This window comes from Hyunsoonleella flava (genome assembly GCF_004310325.1).
GTDB lineage: Bacteria > Bacteroidota > Bacteroidia > Flavobacteriales > Flavobacteriaceae > Jejuia > Jejuia flava.
In genome coordinates, this window is record NZ_SIRT01000007.1 from 99,627 (window position 1) to 117,381 (window position 17,755).

Here is a 17,755-nt window from a genome sequence, read left to right on the forward strand (position 1 = left end):
TTTAAAGTAAAGAAGTCACTTTATTATTTCTTTTTGTAAAGAGGTACAGAAGAACAAGCTTCTCCATACATGATTGATTTTACAACAGTTTTTAATTTATTACTCAGCATGATATATGCATTTTGTGGTACAGGTTTGTTAGAGCAGCCTTTTACAATTATTGGTTTGCCTTCATATGCAGAAATATCAAGGTTATTGATGATATCTTGGTAGATAGAAGTTTCTAATTGTTCTAAATCCCCAACAATCACTTTGTTTGTGTAAGGTTCTAAATTAATGCTTAAAAGCATGTAAGCCCAACCTGGAATAATGGCATCTGTACTGCAAGTTAATGCAATATAAGTATCTTGATATTGACTCCAATCAAATTCAGAAACTTGCTGTCTAAAATCTTTTTCTCTGAGCACGAAACCTTCAAATAGCCAGTCTTTAATATCAAATAGTATGCGTTTCCCTTCAGGATAAAAATCCTCAAGGTCTATAGTAACTAATTTACTGTTTGCTACGCGATTTATAATATCATCTGCCATTTTACTTTTTCTTTGCAATTAGTAATAGTGAATCATTTTCTTCAAATTCTGCATATGATTCAAGATATATGATGTCAAAATGATTAGTAAAAGCTGTATTCAAACTACTTTCATCATGATAATTTACGAACCCTTTAAATATTTCAGACCCTTCGCCTTTCCAAAAGGAATGACAAATAATCCCATTTGGATTTAAAATATCCAATTGTCGTTTAATTGATCGTTCTAATTCATCGTCTTTTAAATGATGCATTACTTTATTAGAGTAAATACCGTCGAAAGTTTTATCTATTATCAGTTTACTAGCATCTACATTTATAAACTCACCAGCTGGATGTTGTTGTTTCAGATAGTTTAGAAACGCATCAGAATTATCAGAACCAGTTACTGTGAATGTATTACTAAGTATTTCCCAATCTTTTCCAGGACCGGAGCCTATTTCAAGTACTGTAGCCTTTTCTGGCAAGACTTTTTTTAACTTTTCAATTAAGGCTTTACCATCAAATCCTTTGGCTGCTTGGATGTATTCAGCAACAGATTCTGTCGTATGGTAGTACTCGGTCTTCATAGTTCATATATACTGAGATTGAAAACAACTCTGATTTAAAGCATCCCCAACTCTAATTTCGCCTCTTCACTCATTAAATCCTGAGTCCATGGTGGATCAAAAGTGATTTCAACTTCGGCATCATTTACATCATTTAATGACTTTACTTTTTCTTCAACCTCTAAGGGTAAAGTTTCTGCTACGGGGCAATTAGGAGTTGTCAAAGTCATTAAGATTTTTACATCATAGTCTTCGTTAACAAAAACGTCATAAATTAATCCTAATTCGTAAATGTCTACTGGGATTTCTGGGTCGTAAATTGTTTTTAAAACATTTACTATTTTTTCACCTAATTCGGCTGTATCTATTGTTGTTTCACTCATTTTTTTAAATGTTTAAACGTTTATTTGTTGAATCGTTTAAACGGTTAAACGCATCAACGATTAAACTTAGTTTAATTGTGTTTGGTATGCTATGGCATACATTTTTAATTGCTTCACCATACTTACTAAACCATTAGCTCGTGTTGGTGATAAATGTTCTTTTAAACCAATTTTATCAATAAAACTAGTGTCGGCATCAATAATATCCTTTGGATGCTGATTGGAAAACACTCTGATTAAAATGGCAATAATACCTTTAGTGATAATAGCATCACTATCTGCTGTAAACGCTACTTTATCGTCATTCATTTCGGCGTGAACCCAAACCTTACTTTGGCACCCTTTTATGATGTTGTTATCGGTTTTGTATTGGTCGTCAATTAAGGGTAAATCTTTCCCTAAATCAATCATGTATTGATAGCGTTCTTCCCAATCTTCAAACATTGAGAATTCGTCTATAATTTCGTTTTGAATGTCTTCAATACTCATACGTTCAATTTTATGCAAAAATACAACAAGAAATATTGCTATTCAATGTTTTCGGCTGATGATAAGATTTCTTTAACTAAGGCTACTATTTCTTTTGGGGGATTACCATGATCAAAAGGTGCAGATTCATAACTTTCTCCATTGGAAATAATTTTAAGATGCGCAAGAGCAGCACCATCATATTGAAATGCTTTACTTGGCGCTTCTAGATTTGAAATGTTTTCAATATCTAAATCATCACAGAGCTTTGTTAAGGTGTTCCAGTAAATTGCATCACAAGCAATCTTTAAAGATTTTGATTTTCTTTTTTTAGAAAAGCTAATAGTGTCTTTATCTATTTTGATATGCTTGTAAGAACCTCGTGAAACGGCAGAATATTCAAGACTTAGTGTGCTTTTTTCAGGAATTTTTGTTGCGGAAAGCAATGGTTTCTTTTTATTAAAAAGTGAAAACCCATTTTCTAAAAAAAATACATTATCTGCTTTTTCAAAAGCCTTTAAAAGTTTGTTTTCAATGTCATTTTCATCTTCAGAGCATAACATTCTAGTAGTTCCTAAAGGACTAAACTTTAGTGAATTTTCATTTAAGGTGTATGAGCCAAAAAAGCGATTGCAGCCTGAAAAGCCAGAGACTTTTTTAGTGCTATCGTCAAATGATATACTAAGCTTAAAAGAAGATACCTCTTCTTGGTTTAAGTTGGTAATGTTATATTTACCGTTAAGTTGTTTCAAAATTGTATCACTGTTTTGTAAATCTTGCATTAACTGATATTCTGTTGGTCCCCAACAACATCGTAAAACTACTATACTAATTAGTATTGTTATATGTTTCATGTATTGATGTTTATTTAAACATTAACATACAAAAAAGACGCCAAAAATTGACGTCTTTAATTAAATATAAATATATATTATTTACAATTAGTTACCAGCGAAAGATGCTCTAGGACCACCAGTCGCGAAAATTGCACGCATTCTAGCTTTTTGTCCTTCAGAGAACATGTACATACAATCATCATTAACATAGTCCATGTAATTCATTGTCATATCATTGCTTCTGCAGTGTGCTGTTGGATAAGATGGACAACCATAATTTGGTCTGTCAGATGAAGGAGTATCAGCAACAAAATCATCTTGTCTGCATCTTCCATCTCCCCAAATATGGCGAAGGTTTAAATAATGCCCAACTTCATGGGTCATGGTTCTACCGCCATCAAAAGGAGCAGAGACAAATCCTACGTTTCCAAAATATTGAGGTGAGCAAACTACACCGTCAGTGGCTAAGTTTCCTCCAGGAAATTGTGCATAGCCTAAAATACCACCGCCAATATTACACACCCAGATGTTAAGGTGTGTTTCTGGAGTTACTGGAGGATAAGCACTTTTCACAGCGTTATTCGTTCCCCAAGAAGTTCTAGAATCAGCATATCTAAAGGTGTTTGCTAATGTAAATGTGAATTCAGCGTCAGCTGCGACACCAGCAAATTCATTTGGCACTTGGTTAGCATCATTATTTGTTTTCCTGAAATCATCATTTAAAATTGAAATCTGAGAAGCAATTTGTGCATTACCAATATTCTCATTAGAATTGCTGTAAACCACATGAACATAAACAGGGATGTTAATAACTCCCAGTCCATCATCAATAGGCGGTTCTGGTTCTCCGCCACCGCCACCGTTGTTTCCACCACCGTTGCCGTTACCATTACCTCCTTTCTTTCCAGCAATAAAAGCACGAGTATGATACTCTATATCGTACATTTTTTTTGCTAGACCAGGGTTAGCATCAAGTTGCCTGTTCAAAACATTCATGGTGTAACATTGTTTTACCTTGTCTTTGTTGTTGGAAGATTTTGAAAGTAAGTCGTCACCTGTATCTGTATATAGATAGAAGTCGCTCATGTCAACTTCTACAGATTGTTCCTCGTTAATTTCATTTTTGTCATTTTCACATGATGTGAATAGTAAGGCTATGGCAGCCATACTTAAAAGAATTTTTCTCATTTAAAAATAATTATTTGAATTAGTCGATGGTGAATATAATTATTTTCTGTTATGTTATTAACGTTTTTTTTGAAAAATTATCATAGCTAATAGTTTTTTTTTAAAAGAATGTTATAATACACCGATGAAATGCATAAAAAGTGTAATGCCTTAAGTTAAGAAAGCATCATTTTAGCTTTTTTTACACCTTCTACCAAGGCATCAATCTCAGTTTTGGTATTGTAGAACGCAAATGAAGCGCGAATAGTTCCTGGGATTTTGTAGAAGTCCATTATGGGTTGCGCACAATGGTGGCCTGTTCTAACGGCAATTCCCAATTTGTCTAAAATGGTACCAACATCGTATGGATGAATACCTTCCAAATTAAAGGAAATGACTGAGGTTTTATGTTTTGAAGTCCCATATATTTTTAAGCCATCAATTGCAAGAAGTTTTTCTGTGGCGTATTCTAGTAACTCATTTTCGTAATTGGCAATATTTTCAAAACCAACACTATTCATATAATCTATGGCAGCGCCAAAAGCGATACCACCACAAATATTAGGTGTGCCAGCTTCAAATTTATGTGGCAAATCTGCGTAGGTTGTTTTTTCAAAAGTAACTTCTGCAATCATCTCGCCACCACCTTGATAGGGTGGCAATTTTTTGAGCCATTCCTCTTTTCCATAAAGCATGCCCATGCCCGTTGGACCGCACATTTTATGAGCCGAAGTAACGTAAAAGTCAACATCCAAAGCTTGAACATCAGGTGCTAAGTGTGGTGCAGATTGCGCACCATCAATTAAAACAGCTGCGCCAACGTCGTGCGATTTTTCAATAATATATTCAATAGGATTGATTGTACCTAAAGCGTTTGAAATATGATTAACGAATACCAGTTTAGTATGTTTTGATAGTAGCGCATCAAATTCTGAAAGGATTAATTCCCCATCTTCATTCATGGGAATTACTTTCAAGTTAGCTCCTGTGCGCTCGCATAGCATTTGCCAAGGCACAATATTGCTGTGATGCTCTAAGGCTGAGACCATAATTTGGTCGCCTTTTTTTAGGAAGGACGAAAACCCATTGGCCACGAGATTGATGCCATGGGTAGTGCCTGATGTAAAAATAATTTCGTGTGAGAACTTTGCGTTAAAATGCGCTTGTATTTTTTGGCGCGAAGTTTCGTATAAGTCGGTTGCCTCTTGGCTCAACGTATGTACACCACGATGTATGTTTGCGTTGTAATTTGAATAATAATCTACAATAGCATCAATTACCTGCTGTGGTGTTTGCGAGGTTGCAGCATTATCAAAATACACCAAAGGTTTTCCGTTTACTTTTCGAGAAAGTATCGGGAAGTCTTGTCGTATGGTTTCTACATTGAACATGGCAGATAATTTAGCCCCGATAGCAGCGGCATCCTTTTTTGAGGTACGAGAAAAAGATATAGCGGATAGCGGGAAATAGCTTCAAATAAAAATTTTACAAATCGAACCCGATATTTACACCCAATTTATTGGCGATAATCTTTGTGATACGCTGTTTTAACTCGGGTATTTTAACAGATTCGAGTACATTATTGCTAAATGCGAACATTAAAAGCGCTCGGGCTTCTTTCTCAGGAATACCACGAGAGCGCATGTAAAACATGGCGCTTTCGTCTAGCTGACCTATGGTACAACCATGTGAACATTTTACGTCGTCGGCAAAAATCTCTAGTTGTGGTTTGGTGTTTATAGCAGCTTTGTCGCTTACTAAAATATTGTTATTGGCCTGAAACGCATTGGTTTTTTGGGCTTCTTTTTCTACAACCACCTTTCCATTGAACACACCTGTAGAACGGTCACCAAATATACCTTTGTAATCTTGGTGGCTCTCACAGTTTGGTTCAATGTGATGCACCAAAGTGTTATGATCTACATGTTGCTTGTTTCCAATAATAGTGATGCCTTTTAGGGTAGAATCGATACGCTCTCCGTTTTGGTAAAAATTCAAATTATTACGGGTTAATTTTCCGCCAAAAGCAAAAGTGTGCACTGATACCAAACTTTCGCGCTTTTGTTTGATGAACGTGTTATCTATCAGAGAAGCGGTTTCTTTATCGTTTTGAATTTTGTAATAATCTACAATGGCACGTTTATTTGCAAATATTTCGGTAACGCTATTAGTTAAAACAGGATTGTCTGTTAAGCTTTGGTGACGCTCGATAATTTGCACATGAGAATTCTCGTCAACTACAATTAAATTGCGAGGTTGTAACATGGTAGCCGACTCATTTCCAGTAGAAAAATGGATGATTTGAATTGGTTTTTCTACTACTTTGTTTTTTGGAATATGAATGTATGCACCTTCTTGAGAGAACGCTGTGTTTAGTGCTGATAAGCTATCTTTTTCAGCAGCTTTATTGAAATAGTTTTCAATTATTAACTGATACTTTGGTTTGCTTAATGCAGCAGACATCAAGCATACATCTATGCCGTCATGCGTGGTTTGGGATAAATGTGATGAATACTTTCCGTCGATAAAGATAATTTTGTAGGTATCAATATCGTGGATGAAGTATTTTTTCACCTGTGGATATTCCAACGCATTTTCCTGTTTCGGGAATACGCTGTAATCCTCCTTTAAAATACTATTTAAAGACGTGTATTTCCAAGCTTCTTCCTTTTTGGAGGGAAACCCTTTTTCTTCAAAAATTTTTATAGCATTTGATCTAACGTCATGAGCGTATGTATCTACATCAACGCTGTTTTCAAAGGCTAAAAATGATGAAACTAATTTTTCTTTTAAATCCATGTGTTTCAGTATTCAGTATTCAGTATTCAGTATTCAGTGTTCCATGACTGTCAACCGCAACTGCTTACTGGTTACTGGCGCTATGCGCCAACTTCTTCTTTAATCCAGTCGTAACCTTTCTCTTCAAGTTCGTGAGCTAACTCTTTTGGACCAGATTTAACGATTTTACCGTTGTGTAAAACATGTACATAATCTGGAACAATATGGTCTAGCAAACGTTGGTAGTGTGTAATCACGACCACTGCATTATCCTTACTTTTTAATTTATTTACACCATTTGCTACTATGCGCAGTGCATCGATATCTAATCCTGAATCGGTTTCATCAAGAATAGCCAGTTTAGGCTCTAGCATTGCCATTTGAAAAATTTCATTGCGTTTCTTTTCTCCTCCTGAAAACCCTTCGTTTAGAGAACGTGACAAGAATTTTCTATCGATTTCTAGCATTTCGGATTTTTCACGAATCAATTTCAACATGTCTTTTGCAGGCATTTCGTCCAAACCTCTGGCTTTACGGGACTCATTGATAGCGGTTTTCATGAAGTTGGTAACAGAAACCCCTGGGATTTCCACTGGATACTGGAATGATAAAAACATACCTTTATGAGCACGCTCTTCAGCAGCCAATTCTTCTATGTCCTCACCTTCAAAAACGATGTTTCCTTCAGTTACTTCGTAATCTTCTCTACCGGCAATTACCGAGGCCAAGGTGCTTTTTCCAGAACCATTTGGTCCCATAATAGCATGTACTTCACCTGGTTTCACTTCAAGATTAATACCTCTTAAGATACCTTTGTCTTCAACACTTGCGTGTAAATTATTTATTTTTAACATAGTTATTTAAAATTCCAAAAATTAAAACTCTAAATTCCAAAAAACGAAACAATTTGTTTTTTGCGATTTGGAATTTGTTGTTTGAATATTGTTGTTAGCTTCCTAATTTTATAATATTATTTTTTTCTTCAGTATTTGGTTTTACGCTTAAAATTTCAACAACTTCCACCTTGTTTTCCCAAAGAATCGTTTCGTGTTTTTCGTTGCTAATTTTACCACGTATTTCAACCTGAACCATATCGGTTGGCTCTGTTTTCAATTTCTCAGCTTTCTTATTAAGTTGGTCAAAGTTGTGCGTGGGTAGTACGCCATAAATTTCAGCATGCGTTTGCAAAACTGCTGCACCACCATGATAAACATAATCTCCTTTTAAAAGTGTTAAGCCATCACTTTGTTTGGCCGTTCTTTCTTCGCTTTCAGTAGAAATTGTATCGTCTGCTTTCTCAGATTTCATATCCTTTTTACAACTTAAAAATGCAGAGAAACAAATCAATAAAATGAATGTCTTTTTCATAATTGATAATTTAACCTACGCTTCCTTCTAAACTTATTTCTAATAATTTTTGAGCTTCAACAGCAAATTCCATTGGTAGCTTATTCAACACCTCTTTACTGAAACCATTTACGATTAATGCAATTGCCTTTTCGGTATCTATTCCGCGTTGGTTGCAATAGAAAATTTGATCCTCACCGATTTTACTGGTTGTGGCTTCATGTTCTATTTTTGCTGATTTATTTTTGGCTTCTATATAAGGGAATGTGTGTGCACCACATTCATTACCCATCAATAAACTGTCGCATTGCGAAAAGTTACGTGCATTTTCAGCACGGGAGTTAACCTGAACCAATCCGCGGTAACTGTTCTGTGATTTTCCAGCTGAAATTCCTTTAGAAATAATGGTTGATTTGGTATTATTTCCCAAGTGAATCATTTTAGTTCCTGTATCTGCCTGCTGGTAATTATTGGTAACGGCAATAGAATAAAACTCACCAACCGAATTATCACCTTTTAAAACACAAGAAGGGTATTTCCACGTTACGGCAGAACCTGTCTCTACCTGAGTCCATGAAATTTTAGCGTTATTTTCACACAACCCTCGTTTGGTCACAAAATTGTAAACACCACCTTTTCCTTCTGCATTTCCTGGAAACCAGTTTTGTACTGTAGAATATTTTATTTCGGCATCGTCCAATGCAATCAATTCAACAACTGCGGCGTGTAACTGGTTTTCATCACGACTTGGAGCAGTACAACCTTCAAGATAACTTACATAACTGCCTTCATCGGCAATTACAAGCGTTCTTTCAAACTGCCCAGTTCCCGCTTGGTTGATTCTAAAATATGTAGATAATTCCATTGGGCAACGCACACCTTTTGGAATGTAACAAAATGAACCATCGCTAAACACAGCAGAATTTAAAGCTGCATAGAAATTATCTTTCTGTGGTACAACAGTACCTATATATTTTTTTACAAGCTCCGGATGCTCTTTGATAGCTTCTGAAATACTCATAAATATGATGCCTTGTTCAGCTAAAGTTTTCTTAAACGTCGTTGCAACAGATACAGAATCAACAACCACATCCATTGCTACGCCAGCTAATTTTTTCTGTTCATCTAAAGAAATACCAAGCTTGTCAAATGTGGCCAAAAGTTCTGGATCTACTTCATCTATACTATCGTATTTTGGCTTACTGTTTGGCGCAGAATAGTATGAAATTCCTTGAAAATCGGGCTTTTCATAATTAACATTTGCCCATTCTGGCTCTTCCATGGCTTGCCAAACACGAAACGCTTCCAAGCGCCACTCGGTCATCCATTCTGGCTCTTCCTTTTTTTGTGAAATGGCACGAACAATATCTTCGTTCAATCCATTAGGAAAGGTATCCGATTCAATATCCGTATAAAAACCGTACTCGTATTCCTTGGTTTTTAATTCTTCTCTTAAGTCGTCTTCTGTATATTTTGACATATTTTTCTAGTTCTTTTAAAGCCTTCCCTTTGGGAAGGTTTGGACGGGGTTTTATAGCGAAAACGATTCACCACAACCACAAGTTCTATTAGCATTTGGATTGTTGAAAACAAACCCAGTGCCATTCAAACCTCCTGAATATTCTAGGGTTGTACCAATTAGGTATAAAAAACTTTTCTTATCAACGATTATTTTAACACCATTATCTTCAAAAACCTTATCGCCTTCTTGTTGCTCCTTATCAAATTTTAAATCATAAGATAAACCAGAACAACCACCACTTTTCACACCCACACGTATGTAGTCAGTAGTCGCATTATAACCATCATCTGTCATAAGTTCAACCACCTTTTTTTTAGCTGTATCTGAGACTTTTATCATTTCGTTTTACTATTTAAATTTAGTACTGGTTTAACAATTTTTATTAAGACAGTTTCTAAATAGAGGACAAATATACGATATAAGTCCCGCAAACTAATATATCCTAACATTATATTAGCATATAGTTTTATAGGTTTTTGTTATGATATGTAAAGGGGGAGTTTTTTTATTTCTAGTGCTTTTGAAATCAATGTAATAACAAGAAATGCATTCTTTACAAGGTAAATTACAAAAGCCAAAATTGAGAAATGAAGCTTATTTTAATTTGAAACCTAAAAATTGATGTAATCTAGATGTTCTTTTGGTTTTGAAGTAATTAGCAAAAGATTGTGTGTCGCTAGCCACCGAAAGATTCATGATGTTACCACCATCAGTAGAAATAAAATGATTATTGCAACATTTGCAGACTAATTCTGTTGTCTCATCATCAATATTTGATACATGCTTGAAATTATGCCCAAACATGGCACAAAACTTATTTATAGGTTCATCAAACATTTTTAAAATAATAGATTTGGGGACTTGCAATATCGTAAAACGAATGCATAAAACCGATAAAATGTATATTTTTTCGACGAAATACATTATAGTTTAAGAGAATCTTTCAAAGTAAGACTTTATTTCGATTTTAATTTTGATTGAAATCTGGGTTATTGATGAAGTCGTAATCGGTAAGGGTAAGCAAAAATGCTTTTAAATCAGCTTTGTCTTTTTCGGTTAAACCAACACCGCCTTGAGCTACTTTTTTCATCAATGGATCAATGGTTGGAGAGCTTTTTAATCCTTCGCTGTAATGATTGATAACGTCTTCTAAGGTTGAAAAACGACCATCATGCATATACGGTGCTGTAAATGCCAGATTTCTAAGTGACGGAGTGCGGAATTTACCATTGTCTGCCGGATCTCCGGTAACGGCTCCTAATCCTAAATCAGTAAAGGTTTCATCTAAACCATTGTTGTGAAATGCATTGTCTGTCCAAAGTGGGTTTTTATCGCTACCGTGACAATGAAAACAGTCGCCCCTGGCTTCATCCATAAACACATTAAATCCGTTAGTTTCTTCAGGAGTTAGTTCGGTTTCACCCAAAAGAAACTTATCAAATTTTGAGTTAGCTGAAATTAATGTGCGTTCAAATTGGGCAATCGCTTTGGTAACTAAAGTAGAATCAATTTCTGAAGTACCAAAAGCTTGTTCAAAAAGTGATGGGTATTCTTGATGATTTTGTAGTTTTTGGGTAACATCGCTCCAAGAGCTTTTCATTTCTAACGGATCGGTTACTGGCACAAAGGCTTGGTGTTCTAAACTAAAGGTGTTGCCATCCCAAAAGAATTTTTCATCATAATTCCACGCAAGATTAAACAAAGGCATTGAATTTCTTTTGCCTAAGCTACCGTCAATGCCATCACTAAATCTTGCGGCATCGCTGAAGGCATTTTGTGGTGCATGACAATCAGCACAAGCCTGAGTATTATTTCCTGATAACATAGGATCGAAGAATAGCTTTTTGCCTAATGCTATACCTTCAAGGGTTTGCGCATTATCATTTGGAATAACCGGTGCAATAATATTGTCATCAAATAGCTTAGGAGTATCTAATGCACTTGGTGTAGGCGCATAACTTTCCACACTTTCATCTGTACAAGAAGCACATATGAAGCTAACAATAACGATAATATTTAAAACCTTTTTTTTCAAAAAATGTTAATCTATAGATTTTAGGCTAAATACATTTTGTCCGTTTTCAAACATTAAAACTTGCGCATCAAAATTTGGCATCAATGCACTATTGAGTTGACTTAAATCCCAAGTATATGGATTTTTAAACCATTCGGCAATATTCATTTCAATGGTAATAGTTGAGTTGTTTGTAAGATCTACAGCTCCTAAGTTTACCTCAAAAAAAGTATCCTGAAACACCGGAGAGCTTCCAGAATTATCAACGGCTCTAATCGCATGATAAGCATAGCCTTGTTCTGCATTTGTGTTATTCTCAAATTTTCCTTCTAACTGCATGTAATGATAGCCTCCACCAAGCATTTCAGGTACATTCCAAGAGGCAGAGTTTAAGTCTTGATAATTGTTATTGTAATTATCACTGTTATTAAAGCCAAAGGTAAATTTTACATTTTTATAACTTCCTGAAGGCACTGCATTTTGCAAATCGTAGGTTAATCCAGAGTTGTTTGTTACGTCTACTAAATTGTATCCAGATAGCTTTAGTTCTTCTCCAGCAGCCCCAATAAATGTTATTCTTGATATTAAATAACGTAATTTGGTGATGCTTAAATTATCCCCTTTTTCATTAGTAAATTTGATGGTATTGAAATCTGCATTTGTTACTTCGGTGCCATCCCAACTATGCGTAAAATTGAAAACAATGTTTGTGCTTGGGATTATTTCATTGCCGGTGTCATCGCACGACAAAAATGCAATTGTGATTAAAATTATTAAAACAAATCTTTTCATAGAAGCTTATTTTATTTTGAAAATTAAAAGATCTGAAAACCCTTTGTTTTCTGAAATATCTATATCTGAACTGCTGGATTCTCCAACAGCAATAACAGAACCGTCGTTTAATTCTGTAACGTCAAAGGCCAAATCGATATTTGAGCCACCGATACTTTTTTGCCATTTCAGATTGCCATTACCGTCCAGTTTTAAGACCAAGGCATCATTTTGACCGTTGTTATTGGAGATGTCTTCATCTGAACTGCGCGAACTTCCGGAGATAAGATAGCCTCCGTCTGAAGTTTTTGAAATGGCTCTTGCCGTGTCAAAGCTTGTGCCTCCAAAGGATTTTTCCCAAACTAGGTCTCCGTTGGGGGTTATTTTAATCATAAAAATGTCGGCTGCACCATTGTTGTTGGATACATCTTTATCCTTACTTCTTGTATCACCAGCAACAATGAAATTCCCATCATTAGAAGCAACAATGCCCCATGCTTCATCAATTTCGGAGCCTCCAAAGGATTTTTCCCAAAGTAAATCTCCAGTTTCGGAAATACTTACTACCCAAAAGTCATACGTACCTTTATTGTTTTTTATGTCCACATCATCACTATCAGAAGACCCAACAATGATGTAGTTGTTATTTGTGGTCTGTACTACACCGTAAGGGGTGTCGGTAAAAGTGCCTCCAAAAAATTTACTCCATTGTTTATTGCCGTTTGCATCAAGCTTTATGGCCCAATAATCACCTCCGGCATGTAAGATTCCTGAGGTTTTACTATTGCCCTGGCCGCCTGAAGCAGATACATCCAAAACTCCCGTTATTAAATAACCATTATCGTTGGTTTCGATTAAGGCATATCCGATATCCGCACCTAAAAAACCAAAGGATTTTTGCCAAGATATATTGCCAGAGGCATCCAGTTTGCATAACCAAAAATCGTTGGCTCCAGCATTGTCAGAAAGATTTCCATCTGTGCTTTTGCTGTAACCTAAAATGGCGTATCCTCCGTCTGTTGTTTGAATAATATCATGGCCCCTGTCGTCATCTGTTCCTCCATAGGTTTTTTGCCATTGCAAAGCATCATGCGGGCCAAATTTCAAAACCCAAAAATCAAAGGATGAATTTGTTTTGTTTACAACATCGCCGTCCATACTTTGTACATAACCTAAAATGGCGTATCCACCATCTGAAGTTTTAACGACAGATTGCGCACTTTCATTTAAACTCCCACCGAGGGTTTTGACAAATTCTGTGGTTTTTAAAATAGGAGATTCCGAGGCATTGTCATCATTATTTGAGCAATTGAGCAGCAAAGCAAAAAATGCTAGAACTGAATAAAATTGATATGGGTTATTGATTTTCATTTGAAGCTGAATCAAGTGGTTATTCACTTTTTCTAACTACAAAGAGCCCTCGGTTAATATCGCTAATAACAATATTTCCGCTTTCAAAATAAGGATATACATTCCAAGCGCCATCAAAGGCAGTAGCATCATCTTCGGGGTAGGTGTCAAAGTAACCGGTCTCGACGTATGATTTGTTGTCTATGTTACTGATGTCTAATACCCGCAAACCAGCTCTGTAACTTGCTTGAAAATAAGAGTTGCCTTTAATGTAGCCATTATGGTCTATTGAGGGGTTGGATGCCAGATAATCAAAATGGTATAATGGGTTATCTAAATCGGTAAAATCAAAAGTGATAATTCTGGTATTGTTTCCAACTCTAATTTCATCTAGCTCATCACCCAAAATAAAATACCTCATATCTTCGGTGAACCACCCTTGGTGTGCGTACCTTACATTTGCATACGATATGGTTGAAATTTTCACTGGATTATTTTTATCGGTAACATCAGCTATAACTACTTCGTTTTCATTGCTTCCAATTAATATTTCTCTTCCGGTGTAGTCGCTGTCCGGTCCATTATAAGTTACAACTTGAGCATCATGAGAATAACCACCTTCAGCGAATCCACCTTCAATAACAGGAGATTTAGGGTTTTGGATATTGATAAAAATAGGCCCACCAGCATAAGTAGAGTTTCTGTTTCCGCCAACGGTATAAGCATAACCGCTTTCCTCATTGATAACAACGTTGTGTGCTCGTCCTATTTCTTCAAGGCGTGCATCTGCAGCAAAAGTTTCGGGAGGATTACTTACGTTTCTCAATCGGGTTAAATCAAATACTTGCAAACCATGGCTGTCTTCCCCTTGATTGTTATCGGCAACAATAAATGCGTGATTATTATAAACCTTTACATCACGCCATGGACTAGCCGTAGTAGCTGTTGGAACATTACCTAAATAGACAGGATTTTCTACATCCGAAATATCCACAAAAGCAGTGTTTCGGTCTGTGGCAATAAGGGCATATTCCTTACCGGTATCAGAGTCTGTCCAACCCCAAGAATCGTTGGCCGCAGCGGCACCAAATGTTTCAAGAGGGATATTAAGTACTAAATCATATCCATTACAGGGGTAAATACCAGCAAAACCTCCTTCACATTTTACAACAGCGGTTGTTTCTGTAGTGTCACAAACGTCTCCAATACCATTGTTGTTAACGTCTTCTTGATTTGGATTAGGTGTGCTAACACAATTGTCAATATTATCGGCAATCCCGTCGTTGTCTGTGTCAATGATAATCACGGGTTCTACAGTTTCAGTGTTACAAGAGTAGAACACTAAAGAAACAACAAAGGCAAAAGCATAGACTTTTTTTATCTTTTTTAAAATAGGCATAAGGAGCAATTTTTTCTTTTTCAAAACCTAAATAAAACGTTGAATACACATTAAATATTGCAATGTTCAATTTCGGTCTAAACAAATTTAACGTATTAAAATTAAATGGTTTAAATCTGAAGTAAAATTAAAAAGCCTTCTTATTTTTGCAACATGATAGAAGATAAAAATCAGCAACGAACAGAATTAAGTAATCTTGGGGAATTCGGACTTATAGAACACCTCACTAAAAACTTCAAAATAAACCAGAAATCAACTGTTAAAGGTATAGGGGATGATGCGGCAGTATTGAATTTTGAGGATAAACGGGTAATAGTTACAACTGATTTGTTGGTGGAAGGTGTGCATTTTGATTTAAGTTATATGCCATTAAAACACCTTGGGTACAAGGCGGTAATGGTAAACTTATCTGATGTTTATGCTATGAATGGGCAGGCAACACAAATTACCGTATCAATTGCCGTATCCAATCGGTTTCCTTTAGAAGCGTTGGAAGAGCTATATGCAGGTATAGAAACAGCAGCTAAGATTTATGATATTGATGTAGTTGGCGGAGACACAACCTCCTCGACAACTGGATTGCTAATTTCAGTTACGGCATTGGGCACGGTATCTGAAAATGATGTGGTTTACCGAGAAGGAGCAAAACCCAATGATTTATTAGTGGTTTCCGGAGATTTGGGTGGCGCCTACATGGGGCTTCAGGTTTTAGAAAGAGAAAAAGAAGTATATAAAGTAAACCCCAAAAATCAGCCTGATTTAAGCATGTATACTTATATCATAGAGCGCCAATTAAAACCAGAAGCACGAAAGGATATTGTGAAGTTGCTACAAGATTTAGGTGTTAAGCCAACATCCATGATAGATATAAGCGATGGCTTGTCCTCTGAGATATTGCATCTGTGTAAGCATAGCGATGTAGGATGTGATTTGTATGAAAACAAAATTCCTTTAGACCCCCAGGTGATTTCTGCATGTGAGGAGTTTAACATCGATAGTACTACAGTAGCACTTAATGGTGGAGAGGATTATGAGTTATTGATGACCATAAGTCAAGAGGATTATCCCAAGATTAAAGGCAATCCAAACTTATCTGTTATAGGGTATGTTACCGAGAAATCTGCAGGTAAGCATTTGGTAACAAGGGCCGATACCAAAATTGAATTAAAAGCTCAGGGCTGGAAAAATTTTGAAGACTAAGCCGTAGCCAGAAGATTTTCACTCTGCTTTTTGTTGAAATTCTTAAGGCGCATTCTCCTTTTCGCATGGATGCGTTCCAACACGTCGTTAATCTCTTTGAATTTTGGGGTGAGTTCTGTTAAATTTCCCTTGCTGTTTGTGGTGAGTTCCTTTTTGCAATTGCTGCAAGTGTATTCTTTTACGTGATACGTTACATGTCGAGACACTTTATAATCATGTCCAAACACCTTACATTGAATGTTTTTCATTTTGTTCGCATATTAATAATTTTAGTGAGAGAATCGTGAAAGTATTAAAAACGAACCATAAAATGTTAATAACTGGTTAACAAATCGACGAAGCGAATGTTTTTTTCTTTAAACGATTCATTCTTGATTGATGAATACGTTCTAGTATAGCATTTATCTCTTTAAACTTAGGGGTAAGTTCAACCAAATTGCCATTACTGCTTGTGGTTAATTGTTTCTTACAATGTGTGCAAGTGTACTCTTTAACGTGTCGGGTTACCTTTTTAGAGACTTGATAGTCATGACCAAAAAGGCTGCAATACATCTTAGGAATGAAAGCATGGTTAGTACTTTTGTTTTGCATAGGTTAAGTTTTATGTTGATTAAGAGGACTTAAAATTATGAAAAAAATACATAATTTTCGACATAAAGCTTAATTATTCGATGAAATGCATTATTTCTTGTAGTAATTCTTCTTTATTTTCAATAAAACTCATGTGTCCGTCTGGAAATTCCACAACATCAATATTTGTATTTTTTGTTAGATTGATGATACCTTTATAATCTAAAACAGGATCTTGTTTACTAATAATCATAAGCTTCTTGTAAGCATCGAGTTTTAACAATGCCGTTCTGTCTTTTCTGATTTTCATACCTTCCAAAGCTGCTACAATACCTTGTAAAGGCGTTTTTAGAGCCTCCTCTTTCAACTGCTTAATTTCATCCAAAAAAATTAACCTGTTCTTAGCTGTAAATAAATTTGGAATTGCAATTTGTATAAATGTCTTATAATTTTCTTTTACAGTAAGAATTGCTCTGTCTCTATTTTGCTTTTTCTCTGTAGAGTCGCACTGAGCTGTTGAATTAATTAATGCTAAAGCTACTATTCTTTCTGGATGCTTTTCAGTTAAAGCTAATGCAACGTAGCCACCCATGGAGTGCCCGAAAATAGAATATCGTGATACGTCTAGATACTTTAAAACAGCCTCAACGGCTTCTGCCATAAGTTCCATGGAATGGATGTATCCTAAGCAGCCTGTTTTACCGTGACCCAATAAATCGATGCAAATAACTCTATTGTTTTGCGATAAAGCTGGAACAAATGGTTTCCAAATAGTAGAGTTTTCTAAAAAGCCATGTAGTAAAACGATAGCATCTCCACAACCTTTATCGGTGTAAAAAATAGTGATGCCTTTATGTTCTAAAATCATTTTTA

20 protein-coding genes are annotated in these 17,755 nt (G+C 35.7%); 1 reads left to right on the plus strand and 19 read right to left on the minus strand.

The window, feature by feature from the left end:
• Window positions 1-23: 23 nt before the first annotated feature.
• The 17 genes from EYD45_RS09720 to EYD45_RS09800 all read right to left on the minus strand — a co-directional run bounded on the left by EYD45_RS09720 (window position 24) and on the right by EYD45_RS09800 (window position 15,112).
• Window positions 24-530: a DUF2480 family protein gene (locus EYD45_RS09720; protein ID WP_130964350.1), complete on the minus strand. Its 507-nt coding sequence runs from the start codon at window positions 528-530 to the stop codon at window positions 24-26.
• Window position 531: 1 nt separating this feature from the next.
• Complete coding sequence (locus tag EYD45_RS09725) at window positions 532-1,098, minus strand: class I SAM-dependent methyltransferase (RefSeq protein WP_130964351.1); 567 nt, start codon at window positions 1,096-1,098, stop codon at window positions 532-534.
• 35 nt (window positions 1,099-1,133) lie between these two features.
• Window positions 1,134-1,460, minus strand: a complete 327-nt coding sequence (locus EYD45_RS09730; protein ID WP_130964352.1) for an SUF system Fe-S cluster assembly protein — start codon at window positions 1,458-1,460, stop codon at window positions 1,134-1,136.
• Window positions 1,461-1,526: 66 nt separating this feature from the next.
• Window positions 1,527-1,949 carry a SufE family protein gene (locus EYD45_RS09735; protein ID WP_130964353.1) on the minus strand — a complete coding sequence of 141 codons (423 nt, stop codon included), beginning with the start codon at window positions 1,947-1,949 and terminating at the stop codon, window positions 1,527-1,529.
• Between the two features lie 38 nt (window positions 1,950-1,987).
• On the minus strand, window positions 1,988-2,782 hold the full coding sequence (locus EYD45_RS09740; protein WP_130964354.1) for an META domain-containing protein: 795 nt from the start codon (window positions 2,780-2,782) through the stop codon (window positions 1,988-1,990).
• 87 nt (window positions 2,783-2,869) lie between these two features.
• Window positions 2,870-3,952 carry a zinc metalloprotease gene (locus EYD45_RS09745; protein WP_130964355.1) on the minus strand — a complete coding sequence of 361 codons (1,083 nt, stop codon included), beginning with the start codon at window positions 3,950-3,952 and terminating at the stop codon, window positions 2,870-2,872.
• Window positions 3,953-4,107: 155 nt separating this feature from the next.
• Window positions 4,108-5,322 (minus strand): aminotransferase class V-fold PLP-dependent enzyme, encoded by a 1,215-nt coding sequence (locus EYD45_RS09750; protein WP_130964356.1) that lies wholly within the window; start codon window positions 5,320-5,322, stop codon window positions 4,108-4,110.
• Window positions 5,323-5,416: 94 nt separating this feature from the next.
• Window positions 5,417-6,730 (minus strand): Fe-S cluster assembly protein SufD, encoded by a 1,314-nt coding sequence (gene sufD, locus EYD45_RS09755; RefSeq protein ID WP_130964357.1) that lies wholly within the window; start codon window positions 6,728-6,730, stop codon window positions 5,417-5,419.
• Between the two features lie 80 nt (window positions 6,731-6,810).
• A complete protein-coding gene (sufC, locus tag EYD45_RS09760; RefSeq protein WP_130964358.1) occupies window positions 6,811-7,563 on the minus strand; it encodes a Fe-S cluster assembly ATPase SufC in 753 nt (250 codons plus the stop codon).
• A gap of 94 nt (window positions 7,564-7,657) precedes the next feature.
• Window positions 7,658-8,077, minus strand: coding sequence for a hypothetical protein (locus tag EYD45_RS09765; protein WP_130964359.1), 420 nt, complete (start codon window positions 8,075-8,077; stop codon window positions 7,658-7,660).
• Window positions 8,078-8,087: 10 nt separating this feature from the next.
• Window positions 8,088-9,536 (minus strand): Fe-S cluster assembly protein SufB, encoded by a 1,449-nt coding sequence (gene sufB, locus EYD45_RS09770; RefSeq protein ID WP_130964360.1) that lies wholly within the window; start codon window positions 9,534-9,536, stop codon window positions 8,088-8,090.
• 51 nt (window positions 9,537-9,587) lie between these two features.
• Window positions 9,588-9,917, minus strand: a complete 330-nt coding sequence (locus EYD45_RS09775) for a HesB/IscA family protein (RefSeq protein WP_130964361.1) — start codon at window positions 9,915-9,917, stop codon at window positions 9,588-9,590.
• Between the two features lie 255 nt (window positions 9,918-10,172).
• On the minus strand, window positions 10,173-10,415 hold the full coding sequence (locus tag EYD45_RS09780; RefSeq protein WP_130964362.1) for a hypothetical protein: 243 nt from the start codon (window positions 10,413-10,415) through the stop codon (window positions 10,173-10,175).
• Window positions 10,416-10,545: 130 nt separating this feature from the next.
• Window positions 10,546-11,613, minus strand: coding sequence for a cytochrome-c peroxidase (locus EYD45_RS09785; RefSeq protein WP_130964363.1), 1,068 nt, complete (start codon window positions 11,611-11,613; stop codon window positions 10,546-10,548).
• A 6-nt stretch (window positions 11,614-11,619) separates the two neighbouring features.
• Window positions 11,620-12,384, minus strand: coding sequence for an MbnP family protein (locus EYD45_RS09790; protein ID WP_130964364.1), 765 nt, complete (start codon window positions 12,382-12,384; stop codon window positions 11,620-11,622).
• 6 nt (window positions 12,385-12,390) lie between these two features.
• Window positions 12,391-13,734, minus strand: a complete 1,344-nt coding sequence (locus EYD45_RS09795; protein WP_130964365.1) for a hypothetical protein — start codon at window positions 13,732-13,734, stop codon at window positions 12,391-12,393.
• A gap of 19 nt (window positions 13,735-13,753) precedes the next feature.
• Window positions 13,754-15,112: a choice-of-anchor B family protein gene (locus tag EYD45_RS09800; RefSeq protein ID WP_130964366.1), complete on the minus strand. Its 1,359-nt coding sequence runs from the start codon at window positions 15,110-15,112 to the stop codon at window positions 13,754-13,756.
• A gap of 153 nt (window positions 15,113-15,265) precedes the next feature.
• Here EYD45_RS09800 and thiL point away from each other — a divergent pair, with 153 nt between their 5' ends.
• Window positions 15,266-16,312 carry a thiamine-phosphate kinase gene (thiL, locus tag EYD45_RS09805; RefSeq protein WP_130964367.1) on the plus strand — a complete coding sequence of 349 codons (1,047 nt, stop codon included), beginning with the start codon at window positions 15,266-15,268 and terminating at the stop codon, window positions 16,310-16,312.
• Here the strand turns inward: thiL and EYD45_RS09810 are convergent.
• Window positions 16,309-16,560: a hypothetical protein gene (locus EYD45_RS09810; RefSeq protein ID WP_130964368.1), complete on the minus strand. Its 252-nt coding sequence runs from the start codon at window positions 16,558-16,560 to the stop codon at window positions 16,309-16,311. The genes thiL and EYD45_RS09810 overlap by 4 nt on opposite strands.
• Before the next feature lie 416 nt (window positions 16,561-16,976).
• The gene (locus EYD45_RS09820; RefSeq protein WP_130964370.1) at window positions 16,977-17,750 is read right to left on the minus strand and encodes an alpha/beta fold hydrolase; all 774 of its coding nucleotides are present in this window, start codon (window positions 17,748-17,750) and stop codon (window positions 16,977-16,979) included.
• Window positions 17,751-17,755 lie beyond the last annotated feature (5 nt).